Origin of the sequence: Thauera sp. GDN1, assembly GCF_029223545.1 — a bacterium.
Taxonomy (GTDB): Bacteria; Pseudomonadota; Gammaproteobacteria; order Burkholderiales; family Rhodocyclaceae; genus Thauera.
The window spans coordinates 2,475,639-2,494,713 of record NZ_CP097870.1; the positions used below are offsets into that span (position 1 = coordinate 2,475,639).

The 19,075-nt window shown below is 68.0% G+C and carries 16 protein-coding genes; 5 read left to right on the plus strand and 11 right to left on the minus strand.

The annotated features are described in order from the left end of the window. Positions 1 to 13 precede the first annotated feature (13 nt). The 3 genes from CKCBHOJB_RS11415 (at position 14) to CKCBHOJB_RS11425 (ending at position 4,135) form a co-directional block, all read left to right on the plus strand. Positions 14 to 1,243: an acyl-CoA dehydrogenase family protein gene (locus CKCBHOJB_RS11415; RefSeq protein ID WP_281048792.1), complete on the plus strand. Its 1,230-nt coding sequence runs from the start codon at positions 14 to 16 to the stop codon at positions 1,241 to 1,243. A 25-nt stretch (positions 1,244 to 1,268) separates the two neighbouring features. Then, on the plus strand, positions 1,269 to 2,441 hold the full coding sequence (locus tag CKCBHOJB_RS11420; RefSeq protein WP_281048793.1) for a CaiB/BaiF CoA-transferase family protein: 1,173 nt from the start codon (positions 1,269 to 1,271) through the stop codon (positions 2,439 to 2,441). A gap of 68 nt (positions 2,442 to 2,509) precedes the next feature. Then, entirely contained in the window at positions 2,510 to 4,135 is a 1,626-nt protein-coding gene (locus tag CKCBHOJB_RS11425) for an AMP-binding protein (protein WP_281048794.1), read from the plus strand. A gap of 308 nt (positions 4,136 to 4,443) precedes the next feature. On the opposite strand, the gene CKCBHOJB_RS11430 is transcribed toward CKCBHOJB_RS11425, so the two are convergent. From CKCBHOJB_RS11430 to CKCBHOJB_RS11445, 4 genes are all read right to left on the minus strand, one after another. After that, positions 4,444 to 6,105, minus strand: a complete 1,662-nt coding sequence (locus tag CKCBHOJB_RS11430; protein ID WP_281048795.1) for a DUF1302 family protein — start codon at positions 6,103 to 6,105, stop codon at positions 4,444 to 4,446. A 29-nt stretch (positions 6,106 to 6,134) separates the two neighbouring features. Further along, positions 6,135 to 7,517, minus strand: coding sequence for a DUF1329 domain-containing protein (locus tag CKCBHOJB_RS11435; protein ID WP_281048796.1), 1,383 nt, complete (start codon positions 7,515 to 7,517; stop codon positions 6,135 to 6,137). 174 nt (positions 7,518 to 7,691) lie between these two features. After that, positions 7,692 to 9,392 (minus strand): class I adenylate-forming enzyme family protein, encoded by a 1,701-nt coding sequence (locus tag CKCBHOJB_RS11440; protein WP_281048797.1) that lies wholly within the window; start codon positions 9,390 to 9,392, stop codon positions 7,692 to 7,694. 16 nt (positions 9,393 to 9,408) lie between these two features. Continuing rightward, positions 9,409 to 10,482, minus strand: coding sequence for an MBL fold metallo-hydrolase (locus CKCBHOJB_RS11445; protein ID WP_281048798.1), 1,074 nt, complete (start codon positions 10,480 to 10,482; stop codon positions 9,409 to 9,411). A 242-nt stretch (positions 10,483 to 10,724) separates the two neighbouring features. Here CKCBHOJB_RS11445 and CKCBHOJB_RS11450 point away from each other — a divergent pair, with 242 nt between their 5' ends. Both CKCBHOJB_RS11450 and CKCBHOJB_RS11455 read left to right on the plus strand, forming a co-directional pair. Then, positions 10,725 to 11,831, plus strand: coding sequence for a Rieske 2Fe-2S domain-containing protein (locus CKCBHOJB_RS11450; RefSeq protein ID WP_281048799.1), 1,107 nt, complete (start codon positions 10,725 to 10,727; stop codon positions 11,829 to 11,831). Positions 11,832 to 11,914: 83 nt separating this feature from the next. Continuing rightward, complete coding sequence (locus CKCBHOJB_RS11455) at positions 11,915 to 12,208, plus strand: hypothetical protein (protein ID WP_281048800.1); 294 nt, start codon at positions 11,915 to 11,917, stop codon at positions 12,206 to 12,208. 241 nt (positions 12,209 to 12,449) lie between these two features. On the opposite strand, the gene CKCBHOJB_RS11460 is transcribed toward CKCBHOJB_RS11455, so the two are convergent. From CKCBHOJB_RS11460 to CKCBHOJB_RS11490, 7 genes are read right to left on the minus strand one after another with little or no spacing between them, the layout of a single operon-like run. Further along, positions 12,450 to 13,127, minus strand: coding sequence for an EthD domain-containing protein (locus CKCBHOJB_RS11460; protein ID WP_281048801.1), 678 nt, complete (start codon positions 13,125 to 13,127; stop codon positions 12,450 to 12,452). Beyond that, entirely contained in the window at positions 13,124 to 14,128 is a 1,005-nt protein-coding gene (locus CKCBHOJB_RS11465; protein ID WP_281048802.1) for a nitronate monooxygenase, read from the minus strand. Before CKCBHOJB_RS11465 ends, CKCBHOJB_RS11460 begins: the two co-directional genes overlap by 4 nt. A gap of 56 nt (positions 14,129 to 14,184) precedes the next feature. Further along, complete coding sequence (locus CKCBHOJB_RS11470; RefSeq protein ID WP_281048803.1) at positions 14,185 to 15,342, minus strand: acyl-CoA dehydrogenase family protein; 1,158 nt, start codon at positions 15,340 to 15,342, stop codon at positions 14,185 to 14,187. 24 nt (positions 15,343 to 15,366) lie between these two features. After that, a complete protein-coding gene (locus CKCBHOJB_RS11475; protein ID WP_281048804.1) occupies positions 15,367 to 16,497 on the minus strand; it encodes an acyl-CoA dehydrogenase family protein in 1,131 nt (376 codons plus the stop codon). Beyond that, positions 16,497 to 17,699 carry an acetyl-CoA C-acyltransferase gene (locus tag CKCBHOJB_RS11480; RefSeq protein ID WP_281048805.1) on the minus strand — a complete coding sequence of 401 codons (1,203 nt, stop codon included), beginning with the start codon at positions 17,697 to 17,699 and terminating at the stop codon, positions 16,497 to 16,499. The genes CKCBHOJB_RS11475 and CKCBHOJB_RS11480 overlap by 1 nt, the downstream gene beginning before the upstream one ends. Positions 17,700 to 17,721: 22 nt before the next feature. Further along, a complete protein-coding gene (locus tag CKCBHOJB_RS11485; protein ID WP_281048806.1) occupies positions 17,722 to 18,183 on the minus strand; it encodes a MaoC family dehydratase in 462 nt (153 codons plus the stop codon). Between the two features lie 11 nt (positions 18,184 to 18,194). After that, positions 18,195 to 18,980: an SDR family oxidoreductase gene (locus CKCBHOJB_RS11490; protein ID WP_232435080.1), complete on the minus strand. Its 786-nt coding sequence runs from the start codon at positions 18,978 to 18,980 to the stop codon at positions 18,195 to 18,197. Positions 18,981 to 19,075: the final 95 nt, after the last annotated feature.

Sequence of the window (19,075 nt, forward strand, 5' to 3'; positions counted from 1 at the left end):
GGAACACGCCCACATGGACTTCAGAGACACCCCCGAAGAAGCCGCCTTCCGCGCCGAAGTGCGCGCCTGGCTGGAAGCCAACGGCCAGAAACGCAGCCGCCCCGACGAAGTCTTCGGCGAAGGCCTGGACGACGCCGCGCGGCTCGCCGCCGCCAAGGCCTGGCAGGCGAAGAAGGCCGCAGCCGGCTATGCCGCGATCACCTGGCCGAAGGCGGCCGGCGGCCGCGGCGGCACCGCGATGCAGCATGTGATCTACCAGCAGGAGGAAGCCGCCTTCGTGGTGCCGGGCATGATCTTCGAGATCAGCATCGGCATGGGCCTGCCCACGGTGATGACCTGGGCCGCGCCCGAGCTCAAGGCCCGCTTCCTGCGCCCCGGCCTCGCCGGCGAGCAGATCTGGTGCCAGCTCTTCTCCGAGCCCGGCGCCGGGTCGGACACCGGCGGCGTGCGCACGCGCGCGGTGCGCGACGGCGACGACTGGGTCGTCAACGGCCAGAAGGTATGGACCTCGGGCGCCCACTTCTGCGACTACGGCATCCTGCTCACCCGCAGCGACTGGGACAAGCCCAAGCAGGAAGGCCTGACGATGTTCATCGTCGACATGAAGGCCCCCGGCGTCGAGGTCCGTCCGATCCACCAGATGTCGGGCGACTCGGAGTTCAACGAGGTCTTCTTCACCGACGTGCGCATCCCCGACACCTACCGCCTCGGCCCCGAATGCGGCGGCTGGAAGGTGATGCTGAGCACGCTGATGCAGGAGCGCCTGTCGGTCGGCGGCAACCTGCCCACCGACCTGCACGAACATCTCGTCGCGCTGGCGCGGAAGTGCGCATGGGATGAGCGTCCGGCGATCGAGGACGATCGCGTGCGCGCCCGCATCGCCGACGCCTACCTGCAGCAGAAAGGCGTCGAACTCGTCATCGCCCGCGGCCTCACGGCGATCTCGAAGGGCAAGGCGCCCGGCCCCGAGATGTCGATCACCAAGCTGGTCGCCGGCAAGGCGATGCAGGACATCGCCGCCTTCGCGCTCGAGCTCGCCGGCCCCGAGGGCATGATCGGCCACGAGGCCTTGGGCGGCGACTGGCGCTACATGCAGCGGCTGTGGCTGGGTTCGCCCGGCGCGCGCATGGGCGGCGGCACCGACGAGATCCTGAAGAACGTGATCGCCGAGCGCGTGCTCGGCCTGCCCGGCGAGGTCCGCAGCGACCGCAAGATCCCGTTCCGCGAACTGGAACACGGCTGAAGCCCCTCGAGGAGGAGACAAGACGATGGCAAGCAAACCCCTGAGTGGCGTGAAGGTGCTCGACTTCACCCAGCTCCTGCCCGGGCCGATGTGCACCCTGCATCTGGCCGACATGGGCGCGGACGTGATCAAGATCGAGCCGCCCGGCGGCGAAGCCGGACGCGGCCCGGCCGGCACGCCGATCTCGCACTTCTTTCTCGCGGTGAACCGCAACAAGCGCTCGCTGGCGATCAACCTGCGCGCGCCCGGCGCACGCGAGCTCATCTACGCCCTGGCCAAGGACGCCGACATCGTGGTCGAGGGCTTCCGCCCCGGCGTGATGAGCCGGCTCGGCATCGGTTTTGACGACCTCAAGGCGATCAACCCGAAGCTGGTGTACTGCGCGATCAGCGGCTACGGCCAGGACGGACCGCTTGCCGAGCTCGGCGGCCACGACATCAACTACCAGAGCTACGCCGGCATCCTCGAGCAGAGCGCGGCGCCCGGCGGCAAGCCGCATCCGGGCAACTTCCCGATCGCCGATCTGGCCGGCGGCGCGCTGTCGGCGGCAATGGCGATCCTGGCCGCGCTGTTCGATGCGCAACGCAGCGGCCAGGGGCGCTTCATCGACGTGTCGATGACCGACTGCGCCATGGCGCTCAACGTCCAGCCGCTCGCCAGCCTGCACAGCTGGAAGCAGCCGGTGCCCGCCGGTCACGACACCTTGTCGGGCGGGCTGCCCTGCTATGGCACCTACGAGACCGCCGATGGTCGCCATCTGGCGGTCGGGGCACTGGAGCCCAAGTTCTGGCAGGCCTTCTGCACCGCTGCCGGTTGTCCCGAACTGAGCAAGAGCGGCTGGGCGGCGGGCAAGGCCGGCGCGGCGGTCGAAGCGCAGGTGGCGGAGATCATCAAGGCGCGCACGCTGGCCGAATGGACCGAAGCCCTGGCCGGGGTCGATGCCTGCGTGAGCCCGGTGCTGCGCATCGACGAGGTCCTCGCCCACCCGCTGACCCGCGCGCGCGGCATGACGGTGGAGACGCCGCTGCCCGATGGCGGCAGCGCGCCCTACTTCGCCTTCCCGGTGAAGATGAGCGACTACGCCTTCAGCCTCGACCGTCCGCCGCCTGCTGCCGGCGAGCACAACGAGGCGGTGCTGCGCGCGCTCGGCTACGGCGAAGAGGCGATGGCCACGCTGAAGGCCGCCGGCGCGATCTGACGCCGCCGCGGACGGCCAGCCCGTCCGCTCCCGCTTCCAATCACAACGATCACAATACGGAGACAATCATGAACCCACGCAGCTACAGCCTCGCGGACCTGTTCGCGATCACGGCCGAGACCGTTCCCGAGCGCGACGCGCTCATCATCGGCGACGTCCGCCGGACCTACCGCCAGATGGCCGAGCGCATCGACCGCCTCGCCGCCTGGCTGCACGCGCAGGGCATCGGCCAGGGGGACGTCGTCGGCCTGCAGATGTACAACTCGCCGGAATATCTCGAAGCCTTTCTCGCCGCCTGCCGCGTGCGCGCGGTGCCGGCCAACATCAACTACCGCTACGTCGCCGACGAGCTGCGCTACATCTACGACAACGCCGGCATCAAGGCCCTGTTCTACAGCGCCGAGCTCGAGCCTGAGGTCGCCGAGGTGCTCGATGCCGCGCCGGGGCTGAAGGTGAAGGTGCGCACCGGCGGCGGCGCGCCCGCGCTCGCCGGGGCCACGGCCTACGAAAACGCCCTGGCGGACGATACGAGCGCCCTGCGCGCGATCCGCTGCGACGACAACGACATCTCCCTGCTCTACACCGGTGGCACCACCGGCAAGCCCAAGGGCGTGATGTGGCCGCACAAGGACCTTTTCTTCGGCTGCCTGGGCGGCGGCAGCTTCTACGCCCCCGCCGACGGCCCGGTGGCGACCCCGGAGCAACTCGCCGACCGCATCCGCAAGGGCCACCCGATGCGCTTCATGCCGGTCGCGCCGCTGATGCACGGCGCCGCCCACTGGGCGACGATGGTGTCGCTGTTCGCCGGCCACACGGTGGTGCTCAACGACCAGCATCACTTCAACGCCGAGCATGTGCTCGACATCGCCGCGCAACAGAAGCTCAACGGCATCACTCTCGTGGGCGATGCCATGGCCCTGCCGATCCTCGATGCGCTCAAGGCCGACCCGGGCCGCTGGGACCTGTCCTCGCTGCTCCTGTTCGGCAACGGCGGCGCGGTGATGTCGGCGCACATCAAGGAGGCGCTCAAGCCCTTCCTGCCGCCGAACGTGTATTTCAGCGACGGCATCGGCTCGTCCGAGGGCGGCCAGCTCGGCATGGGCGCCAAGCCCGTCGAGGGCGGCATGATCAAGATCGCCGCCCGGCCCGACCTCAAGGTCGTCGTCGACGGCCAGCGCATCGCCGCCTCGGGCGAATCCGGCATCCTCGCCCGCAGCGGCTATCTGCCGCTCGGCTACTACCGCGACCCGGTGAAGACCGCCGAGACCTTCGTCACCATCGAGGGCACGCGCTATGCGATCACCGGCGATGCCGCCAAGCTCGCCGACGACGGCTCGATCATCGTCTTCGGCCGCGGCAACAACTGCATCAATACCGGCGGCGAGAAGGTCTTCCCGGAAGAGGTGGAAGAGGCCCTGCGCATGAGCCCGCAGATCCTCGACGCCGTCGTCGTCGGCCTCCCCGACCCGCGCTGGGGGCAGCGGGTCACGGCAGTGGTCTCGGTACGCCCCGGGATGGCGCTCGACGTCGATGCGCTCAAGGCCCTGTGCCACGCCCACCTGGCCGGCTACAAGGTGCCGAAGGAAATCGTGACGGTGCCCGAGGTCTTCCGCTCGGCCGCGGGCAAGGCGAACTACGTGTGGGCGAAGGAAGTCGCACAGAAGGCCTCGTCCGCCGCCGCGCCGAGCGCATGAGCCGAAGGCCCGGCAGGTTGCCGACCGGCTGAAGCCTCACGGCCACGAGAAACGCCACTGCGCCGCTGCGCCAGTGGCGTTCTTCGTGTACGCCGGGAACGCTCGGGTGGCGATGCGTTGCGGCGGCCTCGATCGCCCGCATCCCCGGTCGGGCGACCATCGCTCGCCGACCGCCGCCTATGCCCCCAGGGGGTCGGCGAACGCAGCACCACCCGCATCCGAGCAAGCGACACCCGCGACGGCACGGACGTGAAAAAGCCCGCCGGGCGTAATGACCGGCGGGCTTCGGGGACTGCTTCAGGACGGGCTCAGAAGGTGTACTTCACCACCAGGGAGAGCTGGTCGCGGTCGGTCAGCTGGCGGTTCTTGACCGGATCCAGGCTGGCATCGCCGAAGTAGCCCAGGTAGGTCAGGCCGACCTGCAGGTTGCGGCGATAGGTCATCGTCGCGCCCACGCTCAGGCGATGGTCACCCTCGCCCATGCCGAGGTTGCCCTGCAGCGTGCGCCCCTTGAGCTGGCGCGAATAGCTGATCGGCACGCCCAGTTCCCAGTTCTCGATGATGCCCGGGTAGGTCAGGCTGAGCGTCGACGCGAAGGCCAGGCCGTAGCTGCCGAAGTTCAGCGAGTCGGACTCAAGTGAGGGCACCGAGACAAAACCGGGCGGCGGCGCCAGCGGGCTATACGTTGCGGAGGTATTCCCCGTGGCACCGGGAACGCGTCGCGCCTCTGGGTTGCGGACATCCACATATGCCAGCTCGGCCAGGAAGTTGGCCTGCGGAGCCAGGAAGGTGCGGCCCAGGTTGATGAATGTGTTGATGTTCGTCTGCAACACGTCAGCCGTGGTCGCCGTCGGGATAGGCTTGGCGCTCGCCGGGCCAAGCCTCGTGTTTACCAGAGCCGGCGCGTCCTTACGGTAGGAGATCTCGCCACCGAGCGTCGCAATGCCAAAACTGGTGCTGAATGTGGCGCCCAGCATCTTGATGTCTTCGAAGTAGCGATGGTTGAAGCCAAAGCCGCTGCCATCCGAGACCACCGAGTCGACATCCACCATCGGAGCTCGATCGTGGTAGTTGAGGTAGATCAGGCCCACCTCGGTCTCGTCCGTTACGCGGTACTTTGCGCCGACACCCCACTGCCCCGTGTTCCCCGGTTTCTCGTCAGCCCTTCGCAGAGCGCTGCAGGTCGGCCCAGGGGTGAGGCAGATGGAACCCGGCCCAACAACGTCGGACGTACTCATGAACGAACCGGGGGCATTTACAAGCGTCTTATGCCAACCGTACTGCACATGCGCCATTAGCGATAACTTGTCATTGACCTCGTACAAGGCCGAGATCTGGTCTTCCGGCAGCAGTTGGTCCTTCACCTCGGTGCCCGGAATGCCCGCCTTGGTGCCGTCCGCAGGGCCCTGCGCACCCGAGATGCCGGGGATGAACAGGGTCTCACCCCAGGAGACGACATGCTTGCCGAGACGGACCGTCGCGCGCCCCTCCTGACCGACATCGAACGAGGTGTAGCCGTAAGCGTCGAGCAGACGGCTGTAGCCGCCGTGGTAACGCTTGGCGCCGCTGGTGAAACGATTAGCCGGCCCGCCGATCTTGTTCGGGAACGACGTGCCGTCGTTGTCGTTCGAGCTGTGATAGACGTCGTCGTAGAAGGTGCTGGCCGACAGGATGAAGCCCGAGCTCCCCTTCTTGAAATGGGTGTCGAGCAGCAGGCTCACGCGGTTCGACGTCAGTGCCCCCTTGTCGAAGTTGTTGTCGCCGTCGTTGCCCGACGAGTTCGTTAGGTTCGATGAAAGCACCGGATCCCGCTCCTCGAGCCGGGTCGAGAGCGTATAGGTCGTGGTGATGCGCGACTCCAGCACCGCCCCGTTGTCGAACTCGACCGCATCGAAGGCCATTGCCGGCGCGGCGATCCCCATCCCGATCACGGCCAGTGCGATCGCCTTCATTTTCTTGTGCAGTTTCATGCTGCGTTACTCCCTGAATGACGAGTCGATCACTGGCCCATGGCGCGCAGTGCGGCCGGGGTATACATGTCCGAAGTCAGGTCGCCCTTGTTGAGGACGAAGGCCTTGTCGCGTTCCTGGATCAGGTTGAAGCCGACGTAGGAGCCCGAGTTCAGGTCATGGAAGAAAGAGGTGCCCGCCTGCCACGCGTTGAGGTCGAAGGCGTAGTAGTGGTTGATGAAGGCGTGCTGCCACAGCTGCCCGCGCGTGTCGTAGTAATCACCCACCGAGGCTTGCCAGTTGTCCTCGTCGATGTACATCACGCGCTTGCCGAAGGCGTGGCGATAGCCTTCCTTAAGCGAGCCCTCCAGCACCCAGACGCGGCGCAGCTCGTAGCGGATGTAGTTCGGGTTGGCGTGGCCCTTTTGCAGCAGGTCGGCGTACTTGACGTCCTTCGAATGGATCCGGTACGAGTTGGCCGGGATGTACAGTTCCTTCTTGCCGTGCAGCTTCCACTCGTAACGGCTGGGGTCGCCGTTCATCAGGCGATCCTGGTCGATCGTCAGCTTGCCGCTCGTCCCACCCATCGGCGAATCGAAGCCATAGGTCGGCAGCTGACGCACACGACGGGTCCCCGGGTCGTACTGCCAGGCCAGGCGCTTGGCCTTGGCGAAGTTGACCGGCTCCTGCGACGCGGTGAAGCTGCCACGGTCGCGCTCGGGCAGCAGCGTGCCGGACAGGGAATAGGCCATCAGGCCTTCCATCGGCTTGCCGATCTCGGACGGCGAGGTGACGACGTTGAGGTTCTTGTTGATCTGCCGTCCCCAGGTGATGGAGCCGTCCGAGCCGACGTCGGCGATATCACGCACGATGCTTTCGCTGAAGGCGCGGTAAGGGAAGTTCATGTTGGCGAGCACTTCCATCGGCTCCTTGGGGATCGGAAAGCCGATCGGCCCCTTGTAGCCGGTGTAACCCAGCCCGCCATCGGTCAGCTCCGCCTCGAGCGCGTTCTTCTTCGCGACCTCGCAGATGATGTCCGGGTAACGGAAATCGCGCCGGCTCTGATAGACCGGCATGCGGAAGGTCTCGGGGAAGCGCTTGAACATGGCCCTCTGACCTTCGCTCAGCTTGTCCGCGTACTTGTCCACGTTCGCCGCGGTGATCTCGAACAGCGGCTTGTCTTCCGGATACACGTCGACCGGATGCTGGCCGGCATGGAGCGTGTATTCGACGTGCGGCGGCTTCCCCAGCCACTTTCCGGAGAAGGCCGGGATGCTGCCGTCCGCGTTCGGGCCGGCCTCGGCACCGACACAAGTAAGTTCCTTGCCAAGCTTCGCGGCTTCGGCTTCGGTCACCTTGGCCATCGCATTACCGGCAGCCATCGACAACGCGATCGTGGTCATGACCGGCACCCAAACACGGGTTTTAATCATTTAAGTCTCCTTCCTGGTGGGCGTATCAAGTATCCCGATTGATCCAGCGAACCGGATGCGGGGGGCTTGGTCTCTTCCTCGGGCCGTTCCTGCATCCGTGATGGCATTGTTTTGCCATCAGCTCACTGCCTACATCGTCCGATGAGACTAAGTCGCAGGCAGCGGCCGAAATACTCAGCCCTGAGCCGCATCGACGAATGCCTTGCGCAGTTGTCCCTTGAGCAGCTTGCCGGCCGGATTGCGCGGCAAGGCATCGGTCAGCACCTGCACGACGGCTGGCACCTTGTACGCCGCCAGATGCGCCCCGACGTGGGCGCGCAGGGCGTGCGCGTCCAGGCCACTGCCCTCGCGCACCGATACCACCGCCACCACCGCCTCGCCCGTTTCCTCGTCGGGCACGGCGAACACCGCCGCCTCCAGGACGTCCGGCTGGTGCAGCAGGCAGGACTCGACCTCGGCCGCCGCGATCTTCTCGCCGCAGCGGTTGATGACGTCCTTGATCCGGTCGACGACGAACAGGAAGCCCTCCTCGTCCAGATAGCCGACGTCGCCCGTGCGGAACCAGCCGTCGCTCATCGCGGCCGCGGTGGCCTCCGGATTGCGCCAGTAGCCCTGCATCACGGTCACGCCGCGCAGCCAGATCTCGCCCTGCTCGCAGGGCGGCAGGGGCTGCCCGTCGGCGTCGGCGATGCGGACATCGACGATCGGCGAGGTGAGGCCCGAACTGCGCGGCTGGTAGGCGAACAGCGCGCCCGATGCGGCGGCGCCGACGCCGTTGGTCTCGGTCAGGCCGAAGCCGATGCCCGACAGCGAATTCGGCCGCCGCTGCATCACCTCGTCGATCAGCCGCTGCGGCAGGCCCGCGCCGCCGAAGCCCAGGCCCGCCAGCGTCCCGGTCTGCGTCGGATCGTCGAAGCCCGGCTGCGCCAGCAACTGCATCACCATCGATGGCGCGCCGTTGAACTGGGTGATCCGCTCCTCGCGGATGACCTCGAGCGCCTGCGCCGGATCCCATCGGCTCACGAACACCAGTTGGCGGCCGTTGCGCAGCGCGCTGAGCAGTTGCGCATGCAGGCCGCTGACGTGGAACAGCGGCACGGCCGTCAGGGTGGTGGGCGGCAGGCCCTTCGCCATCAGCGCCGCGACCGCCTCGGGCGAGGTCATGCCCGACAGCGCGCCGATATAGTCGATGTTGAACAAGGCCTGGCACACCGCGCGCTGGGACGACAGCACGCCCTTCGCCCGGCTGGTCGCCCCCGAGGTGAACAGGATCAGCGCCGGGTCATCGGGACCGAGCGCCGGCGAGCTCACCGGCTCCGCCGCCCGGGTGGCGGCGATTCGGTAGTCGGTGATGCCCGCGGGCATCTCGGCCTCGCCCACGCACAGGATGCGGCAGTCCGCGACCCGGGTGTCGCCGCCGATGCGCGCCAGGCGCTCGGCGTCGCAGGCGAAGACGCGCGGCTCGACGTCGTCCAGCGCGGCATGCAACTCCTCGCCGAGGCCGAAGCTGTTCAGCGGCGCCGGCACGGCACCGATCAGCGCCGCAGCGGCGAACACCACGGCCCACTCCGGCCGGTTGCGCATGGCGATGGCGACGCGCTCGCCCGGCTGCACGCCCCAGGCCCGCAGTTGCGCGGCGACCGCGTCGGCCTCGGCGAAGAAGCGGTCGAAGGTCCAGGCCTCGCCCTGGTAACGGATGAAGGGCTTGGCGCCATGCGCCCGCCCGCTCGCAATCAGGGCGGGCAGCGTGGGGAAGGCGTTGCGGTAGGCGCGCACGCTGCGGCCATCGACATTCACCTCCACCATCTCGAAGGGGGCGCCGGGCGCGGTCAGTTGGGCTCGAACCTTGTGGGCCAGTTCGGAAAGCGGGGACATCGGTGACTCCTGAAGATCAGTTTGCAAGGCTGAAGCGATAAAGGCCGTCGTCGTCAAGCACGCGCCGGACCTCGCCCGCATAGCGCAGCCAGGACAGGTGGGCGATGGTTTCCCCCAGCGCCATCATGTCCTCGACCGCGCTGAGGGTACGCGGGAACAGCCTCGCCTTGGTCTCGAAAGCGGTGGACGCACCGGATTCACGCAGATGGGTGCGCACGATATCGAACTGCAGCCGGTGATGGGCGTGCAGTTCCGCGACCCGCGGCAACAGCCCGCTGAACACGCGCTCGTGCGAGGGCAGCACCAGCGTTTCCGGCGCCAGCAAGGCGAGGCGGTCGAGCGAGTCGAGCCAGAGCTTGAGCGGATTGGCCTCGGGTTCGATGTCGGAGACCAGCACGTTGGAGGTGATGCGCGGCAACAGCTGGTCGCCCGCGATCAGCAGGTGGTCGCCCGCGCAGTACAGGCAGGCATGTTCGGGCGAATGCCCCTCGCCGATCACCACCCGCCAGTCGCGCCCGCCGATCGTCAGCACCTGGCCTTCGCGCAGGCGGTTGAACGCGCGCGGATGGGGCGGCATGAAGGGGTCGCGGCGCAGCTTGGCGAACATCTCCTCCACGCGCTCGCGCGGCATGCCGGCGCGCAGATAGAACCGGAGCAGCGAATCGGGAAGCGGCTCGGGCGGCGGCCCGGCCAGCGTGCGCATGGTGAAGTACTCGCCATGCGTCATGTACAGCGGCGCCTCGAAGCGCTCGGTCAGCCACGCCGACAGGCCGGCGTGGTCGTAATGGAAGTGCGTGCAGATCACGCCCTTGAGCGGCAGGCCGTCGAAATGGCGCTCGACGATCGTCTCCCACAGCGCACGCGAGGTCGGCAGGTTCAGGCCGGTATCGACGATGAACCAGCCATCGCTGTCGCGCAGCAGGTAGACGTTGATGTGGTCGAGCTGCATCGGCATCGGCATGCGCGCCCAGAATACGCCCGGCGCGAGCGTGACCAGTTCGCCGTCGGGCTGGGGCGGGGCGAACGGGAATGCGATCCGGTCCAGGGTGCCGGACGCCACCTCTGCAGGGGGATGCGCGGTTTCGACCATGGTGTCTCCGTCCTTGTCGTTGTTGTCCGAGCCTCACATTAGGCGGGGCCATCGGTCACGGACACGTCCAAAAGGACGATGCCCCACCCCGGCGGCGAACCGACCATGATTTAGCCATCGTCCAAACAGGGGATGTGAGCGCCATCCCCGGCCACCAGAATCGATCACGTTCGGGCTTTCAGGCCGGCACTTGGCGCCAACCCGATGGATTGACATTGGATCACTACGAAGAGGAGGCCCGCATGGCCACAACGAAAGACTATCGCCTAGGCGAATACACCTTCCCGCGCGGCTGGTTCATGATCGCCGAAGCGTCGGAACTGGATACCCACAAGCCGCACGCGGTGCGCTTCTTCGGCCAGGACTTCGCGCTCTACCGCGGCCGCGAGAGCGGCAAGGTGGTGCTGCTCGACGCCTACTGCCCGCACATGAAGACCCACCTCGCCGCGCCCAACAAGACCTCGTACGTGGTGCTCGACGGCGGCGGCACCAACGTCGAAGGTGACGGCATCCGCTGCCCCTACCACGGCTGGCGCTTCGGTGCCGACGGCAAGTGCGACCACATCCCCTACCACGAAGGCCAGATCCCGGCCGCAGCCAAGGTGAAGTCGTGGCCGGTGGTCGAGAGCCTGGGGGCGATCTGGGTGTGGCACGACCCGGAAGGCGGCGAACCGGAATGGGATCACCCCATGCTCGCTGAATGGAACGACCCGGCCTGGGTGCACTGGAAGTTCGACCACCTCGGCATGCTCAACCAGCACCCGCAGGAAGTCATCGACAACATCTGCGACTACGGCCACCTGAGCCCGATCCACGGCTCGACCGTGCTCAAGTACGAGAACGAGTTCCAGGGCCACAAAGCGATCCAGCGCCAGTGCGGCCCGCACCGCACCCTGGTCGGTGAGGACGGCGTCAGCCCGATCCTGCACACCATCACCATGTACCACGGCCCTGGCGTGCTGATCTCGCACCTCACCGGCCTGTACGACGCCGTGATGATGATCTGCAACACCCCGGTCGAGGATGGTTCGATCAAGGTCTGGCACGCCCTGCTGGTGAAGTCGCCGAGTGGCAGCAAGGTGGCGACCCACACCGACATGGTGGCAGCGCGCCACTATCAGGAGATGGCACTCACCGCCTTCGCCCAGGACTTCGAGGTGTGGTCGCACAAGGCGGCCTGCCTGAACGGGCTCTTCATCCCGAGCGACGGCCCGTTCATGAAGGCGCGCATCTGGTACAAGCAGTTCTACAACCCGCGTGCGAAGAAGAACGAATACCTCGAGCAGTGCGAGGGCTACTACGTGCCGAAGGGGATTGCGCCTTACACCGACGAGCCTGTCGCCGCCTGAGGCCAGCGGACGTTTGCAGCGCAGACACGGCTCGTCATCCAGACGGGCCGTTTTTTCTTTTTCTGACGACAAGGAAGGCTGACATGGCCCTTGCACACATCGCACCCTGGGCGGGACTCATCGGACTCATCGGTCTGGCCGGGCTCGCGGGCATTCGCTGCCCGGTTACGTCAACGCAGCCTGGCGCAGCCATCCGCCTGCTGGGGCTGCTGGGTCTGGCGGGACTGGCCGGTTTCTGGATCGACGGCGCCGGCGCCATGGGCGCCTTTGGTGCGCTTGGCCTATGGAACCACCAGTCCCCGAAGCTCGCGATCTGGGGGCGCCTGGGCTGGGCCGGGCTGGCCGGCTTGCCCTTCGCACTCGGCGCAATGACCTGAAAGATTCTCGGCGCCGCGCGGCGCGTGCGAACTCGGCCGCGCGCAATGCGGTGGTCTACTACAACGAGAGGGAACTGACTGCGATGCGCATGGGCGTGACCTGGGGCGGGCAGGTCTACGACCTGATCGGTGTCCACATGCGTTCGATGCAGGCGTGTCCGCCATGCCAGAAAGGCGGCACGCCGTGCATTCGCACCCAGTAAGACGATCCCCCCGCCGCAAGGCACGTCACCGCCAGCCCTCAGGGGCGGCGGTGGGTCACATGGGTCAACAGACACACCGAGCGCGCGACGTCGACCCGCACCGCCAGACCCGCGGGCAGGCATGCCCACACCGAATCGTCGCCGAAGGCGGCCGCCACGGCCTCGACCGAGGCAAACCAGGCCTCGACGATTGCGTCGTACTCATAGCCGGGCGGCCGCTCGCCCGCCACCCCGTTCCATACGAGACGCGCCGCGGCAGCCCAGGGCGTGCCGGACACGGCGCCGAAATCGCCCGCCCCGCATGACTGACCCGGGCCCGCGCGCAGGAACAGCACGACGCACACACCGGTTTCCCCACCATCGCGCAGCACCTGCTCCTGCGCGACCAACGTGAAGTCGCGCACATAGGTGGAGAACACCCGCGGCTCGTCGGGGCGCATGATGCGCAGCGTCTCCTCGTCGCTCCAGATGTCGTCGGCCGCCTGGCGGTCGCGCAGCGACAGCAGGTTGACACCGTCGTAGCCAGTGCATGCGCCGCGCGGCAGATCCGGCCGGTCGAGCACGCGCGAGCATTGGCGCACCGCCTTGACCTTGTCCTGAACGTTTCGGCATTCGCGACCGAGTGCGGAATGCTCGCGCCAGGCCTGGGGGAAATCCTCGGGCGCCAGCGCAGGGTTGCGCCGGGCAAGGTAGATCATCTTCCATTGCGCGTTCATGCCAACGCTCCTGCCGATATCCGGGCGGCTGTGGCAAAGGCGGCAGGTTGCACGGCCGCATCGGTGTATTCACGCTTCATGCGCGCCACCAGTTCGGCCACGGAGGGCACGTCGTGGATGCTGCCGATCCCCTGCCCGGCCGACCACACGTCCTTCCACGCCTTGGGCCTGCTGTCGAGGCCGGCAAAAAGCTCTTCCTTGCCGCCGTCCTGGCGGCCCTCGAGCGCATCCGGGTCGATGCCCGCCGCGCGCACGCTGTTCTTCAGGTAGTTGGCCCAGATGCCGCTGAACATCGGGGTGTAGACGATGTCTGCCGCGCCGTCGCGCACGATCATGTCCTTGTGGCCGACATCGGCCGCTGCCTCGCGGGTGGCGATGAAGCGCGTGCCCATGTAGCCCAGGTCGGCCCCCATGACCTCGGCCGCGCGCAGCGCGCGCCCGCTGGACAAGGCGCCGGCGAGCACCAGCGGGCCGTCCCAGAACGCGCGCACCTCGGCGACCAGGGCGAAGGGCGACAGCGTACCGCCGTGGCCACCCGCCCCTGCACACACCAGGATCAGCCCATCGACGCCACAGGCCGCCGCCTTGCGTGCGTGATCGACGTTGATCACGTCATGGAACACCAGCCCGCCATAGTCGTGCACACGCTCGACCACCCCATCCGGCCGACCCACCGAGGTGACGACGAAGGGCACGCGGTGCCTGACCACGCACTCGAGGTCCGCCTCGCGCCGCGGGTTGGACTTGTGCAGGATCAGGTTGGCGCCGAACGGCGCCGACCGACGATCCGGGTGTTCGATGTCCCATTGAGAAAGCTCGGTCGCGATGCGCGCCAGCCATTGGTCGAGCAGCTCGGGCGTGCGCGCGTTCAGCGTCGGAAAGCTCCCGGCGACACCCGCCTTGCACTGCGCCAGCACCAGCTCCTGCCCGCTGGCAAGAAACATCGGCGAACCGATCAGCGGCAACGCCAGCCGGCCACGAAACATCTCGGGAATGGGCATCCCGTCACCTCCATGTAGTACCCGCTCGCTGGCGAATGGCTGCCGGGCGCCGCCGCTCAGCCGCGCGGCATGCCCAGCCCGCGTTCGGCGATGATGTTGAGCTGGATCTCGTTGGTGCCGGCGTAGATCGTGTCGGCGCGCGAGAAGAAGAACACCTGCTGCAGGCGGCGCACCGCGTCGTCGTCCGAGCGCACGTCGCCCGCCACGCCGATCACGTCCATCGCCAGCTGGCCGAGCTCGCGATGCCAGTTCGACCAGGCGTACTTGTAGATCAGCGCCTCGGGCCGCACCTTGGTCGAGCTGGTGTCTTCTTCCAGCATGCGCAGGCCGTTGTAGCGCAGGCCCTGCAGGCCCACCCAGGCATCGGCGATGCGCTGGCGGATCGCCGGGTCGCGCGCCGCGCCGTTGGCGCGTGCCACGTCGATCACCAGCTGCAGTTCGTGGATGAAGTGCATCTGCTGCCCGAGCGTGGACACGCCGCGTTCGAAGCCGAGCAGCGCCATCGCCACCTTCCAGCCCTCGCCCGGCTTGCCGACGATGCAGTCGGCCTCGGTCGCCGCGCCGTCGAAGAACACCGAGTTGAACTCGGCCTCGCCGGTCATCTGGCGGATCGGGTGGATCTCGATGCCCGGCTGGTCGAGCGGCACCAGCAGGAAGGAAAGGCCCTCGCGCCCCACCGAGCCCGGCGTGCTGCGCGCGACGACGAAGATCCACTCCGACTCGTGCGCGAGCGAGGTCCACACCTTCTGCCCCTGCAGCCGCCAGCGGCCGTCCTCGTCCTGCCAGCAGCGCGTGGTGATGGCGGCGAGGTCGGAACCGGCACCCGGCTCGGAGTAGCCCTGCGCCCAGTATTCGCGCCCTTCGCGGATGCCCGGCAGGAAGCGCCGCTGCTGCTCGGGCGTGCCGAGCGCGATCAGCGTCGGCGCCATCAGCGTCTCGCCGATGTGGCCGATGCGGCCAGGACCGCCGGCGCGCACGTATTCCTCGTGGAAGGCGAGCTGCAGCGCCAGCGGCAGGTCGCGCCCGCCGTGTTCCCTGGGCCAGCCCAGGCCGACCCAGCCGCCCGCGGCCAGCTCCTGCTCCCATTCCTTGCGCAGCGCCGGGAAGGCTTCCTCGTCGCCGGGGCCGCCCCGGTGCTTCAGGCAGGCGAAGCGGCCGGCCAGATGGGTCGCCATCCAGTCGGCGACTTCCTGGCGAAATTCCTGTTCGTTCATGCTCATCGGTCCTTGTCGATCCTGTCAGGCGGCGTCGAGCAGATGGGCGGCGAGCGCCTCGCGCCAGCCGCTGGTGGCGCCGCACCATTGGCTGGCCCACTGCGCGCGCTTGAAATGCATCTGCGGATCGTATTCCCAGGTGAAACCCACCCCGCCGTGGAGCTGGATGGCTTCCTGCGCGCAGTAGCGGTAGGCCTCGGTCGCCTGCACGCGCGCTGCGGCGACCTCTGCCGCGAGCGCCGCGTCGTCGAGTCCGTTCCCCTGCGCGCCCTGCGCCACCCGCGCCGCCACGCCGCGCACGGTGGAACGCGCGGTTTCCATGCGCACCATCATCTCGGCCACGCGGTGCTTGACCGCCTGAAAGGTGGCCACCGGCTTGCCGAACTGCACCCGCTCCTTGGTGTAATCGACGGCCAACTGCAGGCACTGCGCCGCACCGCCGACCTGCTCGGCCGCCACCTGCAGCGCCGCCAGCACGCGGGTGCGCGCAAGGCCGGCCAGCACCCGCGTCGGGTCATCGACGCGCGCATCGGCCGTCAGCCGGACTTCATCGAAGCGCCAGCACGCCTGCGGACGGGTCAGGTCCCAGACCTCGAGCGGCGTGCGCGACAGGCCGGCGGCGTCCACCGCCAGCTCGAACAGCGCCACGCCCGGCGCCTCCTCGATGCGTGCCGCCACATAGGCATGGGTCAGCAGGCCGTCGTCGAGCACTTGCGCCGCCTCGCCGGCCAGCACCCAGCCCTCGCCGTCGCGACGCGCCTTCACGGTCAGCGATGCCGGCGCCGCGTCCAGGCCCGGGCCGAGGATCAAGGTGGCGGTGCGCTCGCCGTAGGCCAGCGCCGCAAGCGCGCCCTGCTGCGCCTCGGCGCTGCCCGCCTGCAGCAGCGCGGTCTGCGCCAGCACCACGTTGGCCAGGAAGGGCGTGCGCGCCAGGCGCCGGCCCATCTCCTCCATCAGCAGCACGAGCTCGACCGGCCCCAGGCCGAGACCGTCGAGCTCTTCCGGCACCTGCACCGCGGCCCAGCCGAGTTCGACGATACGCGACCACAGTTCGGCATCGACGTCGACTTCCTTGCGTGCGTTGGTATGGGCGGCAAGGAAGTCGGCCGCCGTCTCCTGCAGCGCGCGTTGCTCGTCGGACAGCGTCAGGTTCATCACAGCACCTCGAAAAGGCCTGCCGCGCCCATGCCACCGCCGATGCACATCGACACCACCACGTAACGCACGCCACGGCGACGGCCCTCGAGCAGCGCGTGACCGACCATGCGCGCGCCCGACATGCCGAAGGGGTGGCCGATGGAGATGGCGCCGCCGTTCACGTTCAGGCGGTCGTTGGGGATGCCGAGCTTGTCGCGACTGTAGAGCACCTGGCAGGCGAAGGCCTCGTTGATCTCCCACAGGCCGATGTCGCTCACCTTGAGGTTGAAGCGCTCGAGCAGCTTGGGGATGGCGAACACCGGGCCGATGCCCATCTCGTCCGGCGCGCAGCCGGCGACGGCGATCCCCCGATAGGCGCCCAGCGGTGCGATGCCGCGGCGCTCGGCCTCGTCGCGGCTCATCACCAGCGCGGCCGAGGCGCCGTCCGAGAACTGCGAGGCGTTGCCGGCGGTGATGAACTCGCCCTGCTTCACCCACTGGCCGTCCTTGAAAACCGGCTGCAGCTTGGCGAGATCGGCCAGCGTGGTCGAGGCGCGGTTGCACTCGTCGCGGGTGGCGATCACGTCCTCGTGGCCCACCGGCTTGCCTTCCTTGTCGAACACCAGTTTGCGCGCCGCCAGCGGCACGATCTCGGCGTCGAACAGGCCGGCGGCCTGCGCGGCGGCGGTGCGCTGCTGGCTCTGCAGCGAGAACTCGTCCTGCGCGGCGCGCGAGATGCCGTAGCGCGCCGACACGATCTCGGCCGTCTCCAGCATCGGGATATAGGCCGCGGGCACGATCGCCTTCACCGCCTCGGACTGCGCGCGGTAGGTGTTCTTGTGCTTGGTCTGGGTCAGCGACAGCGACTCGACGCCGCCGGCCACCGCGATCTTCATCTCCCCGGCCAGGATGTTCTTGGCGGCGACGCCGATCGTCATCAGGCCCGAGGCACACATGCGGTCGAGCGCCATGCCCGGCACGGTGTCCGGCAGGCCGCCGGTGTAGGCGCAGAGCCGGCCGATGTTGTAGGCCTGGGTGCCCTGCTGCACGGCGGCGCCCATGATCACGTCCTCGACCGCCGCCGGCTCGATGCCGGCACGCTCGACGACGGCGCGCACCACGTGGCCGCCCAGCACCGGCGCCTCGGTGTCGTTGAAGGAACCGCGGAAGGACTTCGTGAGCGCGGTGCGCGCAGTGGAAACGATGACGGCTTCGGTCATGGCGATGTTCTCTCTCGGGAATTCAATCGTTGAAGGTGTAGCGGCTGATGGTGTCAACCACGCAGCCCGGGCGCTCGCTGCCCTCGATCTCGATGGTCACGCGGACGGTGGATTGCACCGCGTCCTTGATGCGCTCGACCTTGAGGATCTCGCCGCGGCCGCGAATGCGCGAGCCGACCTTGACCGGCGCCGGAAAGCGCACGCGGTCGCAGCCGACGTTCACGCCCATCTTCAGGTTGTCGGCGCAGATCAGCTGCGGCAGGAACAGGTTGGCGAGCGCCAGCGTCAGGTAGCCGTGCGCGATGCAGGCGCCGAAGGGGCCGTCCTTGGCGCGCACAGGGTCGACGTGGATCCACTGGTGGTCGTCGGTGGCATCGGCAAACTGGTTGATGCGGTCCTGGCGAATCTCGATCCAGTCGGTCGCGCCCAGGTCCTGGCCTTCGGCTGCAACCAGCTGCTCGGCGCTGGAGAAAACCATGGTCATGGCCACGCCCCTCAAGCGTGCTGCGAACTGACCGACAGCACTTCGCCGGTCATGTACGACGCATAGTCGCTGGCGAGGAAGACCATCACGTTAGCCACCTCCCACACCTCAGCGGCACGGCCGAAGGCCTCGCGGCTGGCGAGCTGGGCGAGCAGCTCCTCGCTCGACGCCTTCTTCAGGAACTCGTGCAGCGCGATCGACGGCGACACCGCGTTGATGCGCACGCCGTGCTCGGCCGCCTCCACCGCAGAGCAGCGCGTCAGCGCCATCACGCCGGCCTTGGCCGCGGCGTAGTGGGCCTGGCCCTTCTGTGCACGCCAGCCCAGCACCGAGGCGTTGTTCACAATCGCGCCGCGACCACGCTTCTCCATGTGCGGCAGCATCGCGCGCGTCATGCGGAAGGTGCCGGTCAGCGTGATGTCGAGCACCCGGCTCCACTCGTCGTCAGTCATCTCGGTGACGCGCTTCTCGCCGCCCAGACCGGCGTTGTTGATCAGCACGTCGACGCCGCCAAGCTTGTCCTCGGCCGCGGCGACCAGGGCCTGCACTTCCTCTTCATTGGTGACGTTGCACAGCTGACCCCAGACGTTCTGCAGCCCGGTGTCGGCCTTGAGCTTGGCGACCGCCTCTTCCAGGCGGCGCGGATGGATGTCGGAGATCATCAGCGCGCGGCAGCCCTCCTCCGCGCACTTGCGCGCGGCGGCAAAGCCGATGCCGGCGCCGGCCGCGGCGGTGATCAGGACGGACTTGCCAGCGAGCAACTGGTGACCGGGAACGTAGGAAGGCGCTTCTTTCACGGCGTGAACCTCGAAGGGTGGAGATGCCGTCATTTATAGGGGGGGCGCCGGCGGGCAGCATCGTCAAAACGGACGGTGCCCGACGGGATTTCGCG

Excerpts from the sequence above, each read along its gene's own strand:
- CKCBHOJB_RS11415 (WP_281048792.1), top strand. The coding sequence starts at position 14 with ATGGACTTCAGAGACACCCCCGAAGAAGCCGCCTTCCGCGCCGAAGTG.
- CKCBHOJB_RS11420 (WP_281048793.1), top strand. The coding sequence starts at position 1,269 with ATGGCAAGCAAACCCCTGAGTGGCGTGAAGGTGCTCGACTTCACCCAG.
- CKCBHOJB_RS11425 (WP_281048794.1), top strand. The coding sequence starts at position 2,510 with ATGAACCCACGCAGCTACAGCCTCGCGGACCTGTTCGCGATCACGGCC.
- CKCBHOJB_RS11430 (WP_281048795.1), bottom strand. The coding sequence starts at position 6,105 with ATGAAACTGCACAAGAAAATGAAGGCGATCGCACTGGCCGTGATCGGG.
- CKCBHOJB_RS11435 (WP_281048796.1), bottom strand. The coding sequence starts at position 7,517 with ATGATTAAAACCCGTGTTTGGGTGCCGGTCATGACCACGATCGCGTTG.
- CKCBHOJB_RS11440 (WP_281048797.1), bottom strand. The coding sequence starts at position 9,392 with ATGTCCCCGCTTTCCGAACTGGCCCACAAGGTTCGAGCCCAACTGACC.
- CKCBHOJB_RS11445 (WP_281048798.1), bottom strand. The coding sequence starts at position 10,482 with ATGGTCGAAACCGCGCATCCCCCTGCAGAGGTGGCGTCCGGCACCCTG.
- CKCBHOJB_RS11450 (WP_281048799.1), top strand. The coding sequence starts at position 10,725 with ATGGCCACAACGAAAGACTATCGCCTAGGCGAATACACCTTCCCGCGC.
- CKCBHOJB_RS11455 (WP_281048800.1), top strand. The coding sequence starts at position 11,915 with ATGGCCCTTGCACACATCGCACCCTGGGCGGGACTCATCGGACTCATC.
- CKCBHOJB_RS11460 (WP_281048801.1), bottom strand. The coding sequence starts at position 13,127 with ATGAACGCGCAATGGAAGATGATCTACCTTGCCCGGCGCAACCCTGCG.
- CKCBHOJB_RS11465 (WP_281048802.1), bottom strand. The coding sequence starts at position 14,128 with ATGCCCATTCCCGAGATGTTTCGTGGCCGGCTGGCGTTGCCGCTGATC.
- CKCBHOJB_RS11470 (WP_281048803.1), bottom strand. The coding sequence starts at position 15,342 with ATGAACGAACAGGAATTTCGCCAGGAAGTCGCCGACTGGATGGCGACC.
- CKCBHOJB_RS11475 (WP_281048804.1), bottom strand. The coding sequence starts at position 16,497 with ATGAACCTGACGCTGTCCGACGAGCAACGCGCGCTGCAGGAGACGGCG.
- CKCBHOJB_RS11480 (WP_281048805.1), bottom strand. The coding sequence starts at position 17,699 with ATGACCGAAGCCGTCATCGTTTCCACTGCGCGCACCGCGCTCACGAAG.
- CKCBHOJB_RS11485 (WP_281048806.1), bottom strand. The coding sequence starts at position 18,183 with ATGACCATGGTTTTCTCCAGCGCCGAGCAGCTGGTTGCAGCCGAAGGC.